The following is a 5,390-nucleotide window of genomic DNA, read 5'->3' as shown; positions in this document are numbered from 1 at the left end:
ATCTTAGCGGCATTGGTACTGCGAACCCCTGTCGGAATGGTGCACAAGACCGTTCAGCGGCTCGTCTTTGCAGCCCCAGATCGCCATCTCCAGCGCGTCGAGAGGAAGGTCGGTGCGCATGGTGGTATCGAGCCGCCACCCGACAATCTTCCGGGAGTAGACGTCAACCACGAACGCCACGTACACCATGCCCGCCCACGTCGGGACATAGGTGAAGTCGGCAACCCACAAGGCGTTCGGCCGGTCCGCGGTGAACTGCCGGTCCACCAGGTCCGCCGGCCTGGCCGCGGCAGGATCGGCGCGGGTCGTGCGGGGCCTGGCCCCGCCGCGTAGCGCCCCGGTCAGCCCGGCGGCCCGCATCAGACGCTCCACCGTGCACCGGGCCACCGTGATCCCCTCCCGGTTCAACACCCGCCACACCTTGCGCGCACCGTACACCTCGTAGTTCTCCTTCCACACCCGCTCGATCTCGGCGAGGAGTTCGGCGTCGCGCAGTGAACGCGCCGACGGCAGCCGTTTCTTCGCGGCGTAGTACGTCGACGGGGCAACCTGCAACACGTCGCAGATCGGCTCGACCCCGCCGAGGTCTTCCTTGTGCTTGTCGATGAAGGCGACTACCGAGGCAGCCGCGGGTCGAGCTCCCGCGCAAAAAAAGCCGACGCCGCTTTCAGGATCTCGTTCGCGCGCTTCAGCTCACGAACTTCACGTTCCAGCTCGGCGATACGCGCGGCATCCGGTGTGGTGGTTCCCGGACGAGTACCCTGGTCGACCTCAGCCTGATTCACCCACAGCCGCAGCGTCGCCGGATGCACATCCAGCCGTTTCGCGACCGTCGAGATCGCACGCGACGCCTCCGCCGGCTGCTCACGACGCATCTGCAGCACGAGCCGGACGGAACGTTCACGGAGCTCATCGGGATACTTCCTGGGAGCGGGCACGACTCGATCCTCTCAAACGGACCGGTCTCCACCGAACCCGGGGCGGTTCAGATCTGAGCGACGGTGTGGCGCGGATTGAGCGAGTCGTGCGGGTTCTGCGGCACCAGTTGCACGCGCCGTAACTGCTCCGCGTGCCGTTCACGGACGGTGGGCGCGAGCGGCACGCCGTCCAGGATGACCTCTCCCCCGGTTCGACGGTGCAGTCCGGCGAGGCAGCGCAACAGGAGGGTCTTGCCGATCCCGGACGGGCCGATGACCGACAGGCACTCGTCGCGGGCGACCTCGGCTGAGAGCCGGTCCAGGATTCGCCGCCCGCCGTGCCCGGCGACGAGATCGCGCGCGGCCAGGACGACATCCCCGGCCGGGCCGACCAGCACGACATCCTCCCTGCACGGCGGACATGACGCTTCTCTGCCTGGGCATGACGCGCTCCCTACCGCCCCGGGGCGGTAGGAGCCGTCGGCCCGGCGGCCCCGTCTAGCCGGTCAGCACCGGCGCCAGGCGGCGCCACTGCTCGATCGGGAAGGTCGCGGCGGCGGTGTGCTCGCCGATCAGGACCTGGACCGCGACGTGGTCGGCGCCGGCGTCGCGGTATGCGGCCACCCGGGCGGCGATCGTCTCCTCGTCGCCCCAGGCCACCAGGGCGTCGATGAGACGGTCGCTGCCCGGCGCGGCGAGATCGTCGTCGGTGAACCCGTACCGCCTCAGGTTGTTCATGTAGTTCGGCAGGTCGAAGTACATGCCCAGCCCGGTACGGGCGATCTGCCGGGCTCGGTCCGGGTCGGTCTCCAGCACCACGGCGAGTTCGGGTGCGAGGAACTTCTCCGGGCCGAGCGCCGCACGCGCGGTCGCCACGTGCTCCAGCGGCACGAGATACGGGTGGGCGCCGTGCGCGCGCTCGCCCGCCAGCCGCAGCATCCTGGGCCCCAGCGCCGCGAGCACCCGGGAGTGCGCCGGCACCGCGGGAGACGCGGCGTCGAGACCGTCCAGGAACTCGGTCATCCTGGCCAGCGGCCGGCGGTAGCGGCCGGCCGCAGCCTGGTCGACGATCGGCGCGTGGCTGACCCCGAGACCGATCAGCAGCCGGTCGCCGTACGTCCCGGTCAGTTTGGCGTACCGTTCGGCGACGGTCGCGGGCTCGTGCATCCAGATGTTGAGGATCCCGGTGGCCACCGTGATCCGGCTGGTGGCCGCCAGCAGCGCGGTGAGCCGTTCGAACAGGCCGCCACCGCCCAGGTCCGGCAGCCAGACGGCCGTGTACCCGAGTTCCTCGGCGGCCACCGCGGCCTCGACGGCCTGCTCCTCCCCGCCGAACCGGAGCCCCATGTTCCAGATTCCGACACCTGTGGGTGTTGTGGTCATCTCCGCCCCCTCAGCTGCCCGCCACGCCCACGGACGGCCGGGCGTCCCGGACGGCCGAGAACCGGTAGTGGGTAAAGCCCTCCTCGGCCTCCTGCCGTACTTCCCGGATGTAGTTCGGGTAGCCGCCGAAGTACAGCGCCACGCCGTGCGGCTTGCCCGGGATGTTCGCGCCGACGAACCAGGAGCGGATCTTCTCCCCGGCGGGGAACACGGTCGCGTTGAAGAACGTCTCGCACTGCTCGTTGTAGGCCGTGACGGCCTGCGCGGTGGGCTCGATGCGGGTGTGGCCGTGCTCGCGCGTGTAGGAGATGGCCTCCCCGATCCACTCGGCGGCCGGCTCGATCATGACCGGCGCGTTCGCGAACGGGATCTGCGGACCGGCGATCATGAAGAAGTTCGGGAACTCGTCGACGGTGAGCGCCAGATGGGTGCGGGGCCCACCCCGCCACTTCTCCGCGATCGTCACCCCGCCCCTGCCGCGGACGTCGACGCTGGTCAGCGAGCCGGTCATCGCGTCGAAGCCCATGGCGAACACGATGACGTCGGCCTCGTACTCGGTGCCGTCGGCCAGCCGCACGCCGGTGGGCGTGATGTCGTCCACGGCGTTGCCGCTGACGTCCACCAGCTCGACGTTGTCCCGGTTGAACGTCTCGTAGTAGAAGTGCCCCAGCGGCGGCCGCTTGGCGCCGAGCGGATGGTCGGGCTTCGGGCACAGCAGTTCGGCGGTGGCCGGATCCCTGACGATCGTGCGGATCTTGTTGCGGACGAACTCCGCAGCCAGCGCGTTGGACTCCGGGTTGACGAAGATGTCGTCGAAGGTCTCCAGGAAGTAGCGGAACCCGCCCTCCTCCCAGCCGGCCTCCAGAATTCGCTGGTGTTCCTCCGGGCTGACGTCGCCGAGGACCCGGTTGGCCGGGTTCATCGGCATGCCCATCGCCTGCCGTCTCACCTGCTCCCAGATCGCGTCGTAGTTGGCCTTGATGGCCTGGCGCTGGGCGTCGTGCAGCACGTAGTTGCGCGCGGGCAGTATGTAGTTGGCCGTGCGCTGGAAGACCGTCAGCCGGGCGGCGGTCGCGGCGACGATCGGGATGAGCTGGACGCCGCTCGCGCCGGTACCGATCACCGCGACCCGCTTGCCGGCGAAGTCCACCGGTTCGTGCGGCCAGCGCGCGGTCATGTACCACTCGCCCCGGAAGGACGATAATCGGGGGAACGGCGGCTCGTAGGGGACGGACAGCAGCCCCGAGGCGCTGACCAGATGGCGGCTGACCAGCCGTTCGCCACGCTCGGTGGTGACGACCCAGACGTCGTGCTCCTCGTCGAACACGGCCGAACGCACCCGGGTGTCGAACTGGATGTCGCGGCGCAGGTCGAACCGGTCGGCGACGTGGCGCAGGTAGCTGAGCACCTGCGGCTGGCTCGGATAACGCTCCGGCCAGTCCCAGTCCTCCTGCAGCCTCTTGTCGAACCCGAAGCAGTAGGCCCAGCTCTCGCTGTCGGTCCGGGCCCCGGGATAGCGGTTGAAGTACCAGGTCCCGCCGACGTCGGACGCGGCCTCGAGCACGCGCGCGGTCAGACCGCGGCTGCGCGCCTCGTACAGCATGCGCAGGCCGCTGAATCCCGCTCCGATCACGACGACGTCGAGGTCCGGGTACACGCCGGACGATGGTAAAGCTGCTTCTTGGGGAGGCACGGCGGTGAATCTCCTTCCAGGAATCCTGAGAATCAGTGCGCTGGCCGGGGCAGGCGGGGTCAGACAGAGGTCAGGCGGTGGTCCAGATTCCGCCGTCCACCGGGATCACGGCCCCGGTGACCCAGGCGCCGGAGCGCGCGGCCAGGTAGACGGCGACGCCGGCCATGTCCTCGGGGGTCCCGATGCGCCCGAGCGGCGAGGAGGCCGCGAACCTGTCGCCGGACTCGGCCAGGATCGCGGCCATCATCCTGGACGGGAACGGGCCGGGAGCGACCGCGTTGACGGTGATGTGCCGGGGCCCGAGCTCGCGGGCCAGCACCCGGGTGAGCTGGTGCAGGCCCGCCTTGCTGGCCGAGTAGGCGTAGGTGGCGAGATCCGGCACCCGCAGCCCGTCGATGCTGCCCACGTTGATGACCCTGGCCGGATCCTCGGCGGTGGCGGCCTTCTCCAGCAGCGGCAGGAACGCGCGGGTGAGGAAGAACGGCGCCTTGAGGTTGAGGTCGAGAACCTTGTCCCACGCCGCGGCCGGGTACGTCTCCAGCGGCGCGCCCCAGGTCGCGCCGGCGTTGTTGACCAAGATGTGCACGTGCGCCTCCCGGGCCGCGAGCTCCTCGGCCAGCCGGCGGCACTCCGCTTCCCCGGAGAGGTCGGCCGGCAGCGACTCGACCGGCCCGAACCGTGAGAGCTCGTCGACCGCCCGCTCGCCGGCCTCCGGTTTGCGTGAGGACACGTACACTTTCCCGCCGGCCTCCAGCAGCCCGCGGGCCATCATCAGCCCGATGCCCCGGGTACCCCCGGTGACCACGGCGACCTTGCCGGTGAGATCGAACAGATGCACAGGTTCTCCCCTGGGTGTCAACGGGTGTCAGTCGACCGGCCCACCGGCCACGTACAGCACCTGGCCGGAGACGAAGCCCGAGCGTTCGTCGGCGAAGAAGGCCACCGCGTGCGCGATGTCGTCCGGCGTCCCCGCCCGGCCGACCGGGATGCCGGCGGCCATCTCGGCCTGCATGTCCTCGAACGGGACGTTGATCCGTTCGGCGATCGAGCGGGTCATGGCGGTGACGGTGAACCCCGGCGCGACGGCGTTGACGGTGATGCCGAACCGGCCGAGCTCCAGGGCCAGGGTCTTGGTGAGCCCCTGGATGCCGGCCTTGGCCGCCGAGTAGCTGGCCTGCCCCCGGTGGCCCAGCGCCCCGATGCTGGACAGGTTGATGATCCGCCCCCAGCCGGCCTCGGTCATGTGGCCGTGCACGGCCTGGCTCAGCAGGAACGCGCCGGTCAGGTTCACGTCCAGGATCGTCCGCCAGGTGGCCAGGTCGAGCTTGTGGAAGAGGCCGGCGCGCAGCAGGCCGGCGTTGTTGACCAGCACCGTCGGCCCGCCGAGCTCGGCGGCG

The 5,390-nt window shown here is 70.1% G+C and carries 8 protein-coding genes and 1 other annotated feature (1 of these 9 running past the window's edge); all 8 genes read right to left on the bottom strand.

Going from position 1 to position 5,390, the window contains the following annotated elements; all coding sequences use genetic code 11:
* Positions 1 to 3: 3 nt before the first annotated feature.
* Positions 4 to 567, bottom strand: a complete 564-nt coding sequence (locus FrCorBMG51_RS05380) for an IS3 family transposase (protein WP_235433337.1) — start codon at positions 565 to 567, stop codon at positions 4 to 6.
* Positions 541 to 657, bottom strand: a sequence feature (AL1L pseudoknot). Its footprint overlaps the gene before it by 27 nt.
* Positions 615 to 938 carry a transposase gene (locus FrCorBMG51_RS05375; RefSeq protein WP_047221974.1) on the bottom strand — a complete coding sequence of 108 codons (324 nt, stop codon included), beginning with the start codon at positions 936 to 938 and terminating at the stop codon, positions 615 to 617. (Overlaps the previous feature by 43 nt.)
* A gap of 47 nt (positions 939 to 985) precedes the next feature.
* Positions 986 to 1,315 carry an ATP-binding cassette domain-containing protein gene (locus FrCorBMG51_RS05370; RefSeq protein WP_047221973.1) on the bottom strand — a complete coding sequence of 110 codons (330 nt, stop codon included), beginning with the start codon at positions 1,313 to 1,315 and terminating at the stop codon, positions 986 to 988.
* Between the two features lie 100 nt (positions 1,316 to 1,415).
* A complete protein-coding gene (locus FrCorBMG51_RS05365) occupies positions 1,416 to 2,300 on the bottom strand; it encodes an LLM class F420-dependent oxidoreductase (protein ID WP_047221972.1) in 885 nt (294 codons plus the stop codon).
* Between the two features lie 10 nt (positions 2,301 to 2,310).
* The gene (locus FrCorBMG51_RS05360; protein WP_047221971.1) at positions 2,311 to 3,993 is read right to left on the bottom strand and encodes a flavin-containing monooxygenase; all 1,683 of its coding nucleotides are present in this window, start codon (positions 3,991 to 3,993) and stop codon (positions 2,311 to 2,313) included.
* A gap of 70 nt (positions 3,994 to 4,063) precedes the next feature.
* Positions 4,064 to 4,831: an SDR family oxidoreductase gene (locus FrCorBMG51_RS05355; RefSeq protein WP_047221970.1), complete on the bottom strand. Its 768-nt coding sequence runs from the start codon at positions 4,829 to 4,831 to the stop codon at positions 4,064 to 4,066.
* A gap of 27 nt (positions 4,832 to 4,858) precedes the next feature.
* A complete protein-coding gene (locus tag FrCorBMG51_RS05350) occupies positions 4,859 to 5,365 on the bottom strand; it encodes an SDR family oxidoreductase (RefSeq protein ID WP_338052691.1) in 507 nt (168 codons plus the stop codon).
* A protein-coding gene (locus FrCorBMG51_RS34480; protein ID WP_476742112.1) for an SDR family NAD(P)-dependent oxidoreductase crosses the window boundary here: on the bottom strand, positions 5,281 to 5,390 show its 3' end. 235 nt of this gene lie beyond the right edge of the window; only the last 110 of its 345 coding nucleotides appear in the window; the start codon falls outside the window, past its right edge — the gene reads right to left on this strand; it ends in the stop codon at positions 5,281 to 5,283. The genes FrCorBMG51_RS05350 and FrCorBMG51_RS34480 overlap by 85 nt, the downstream gene beginning before the upstream one ends.

The sequence above is a fragment of the Protofrankia coriariae genome (assembly GCF_001017755.1).
Classification (GTDB): Bacteria; Actinomycetota; Actinomycetes; order Frankiales; family Frankiaceae; genus Protofrankia; species Protofrankia coriariae.
This window is presented reverse-complemented; position numbering and strand designations above follow the sequence as displayed.

Excerpts from the sequence above, each read along its gene's own strand:
- FrCorBMG51_RS05365 (WP_047221972.1), bottom strand. The coding sequence starts at position 2,300 with ATGACCACAACACCCACAGGTGTCGGAATCTGGAACATGGGGCTCCGG.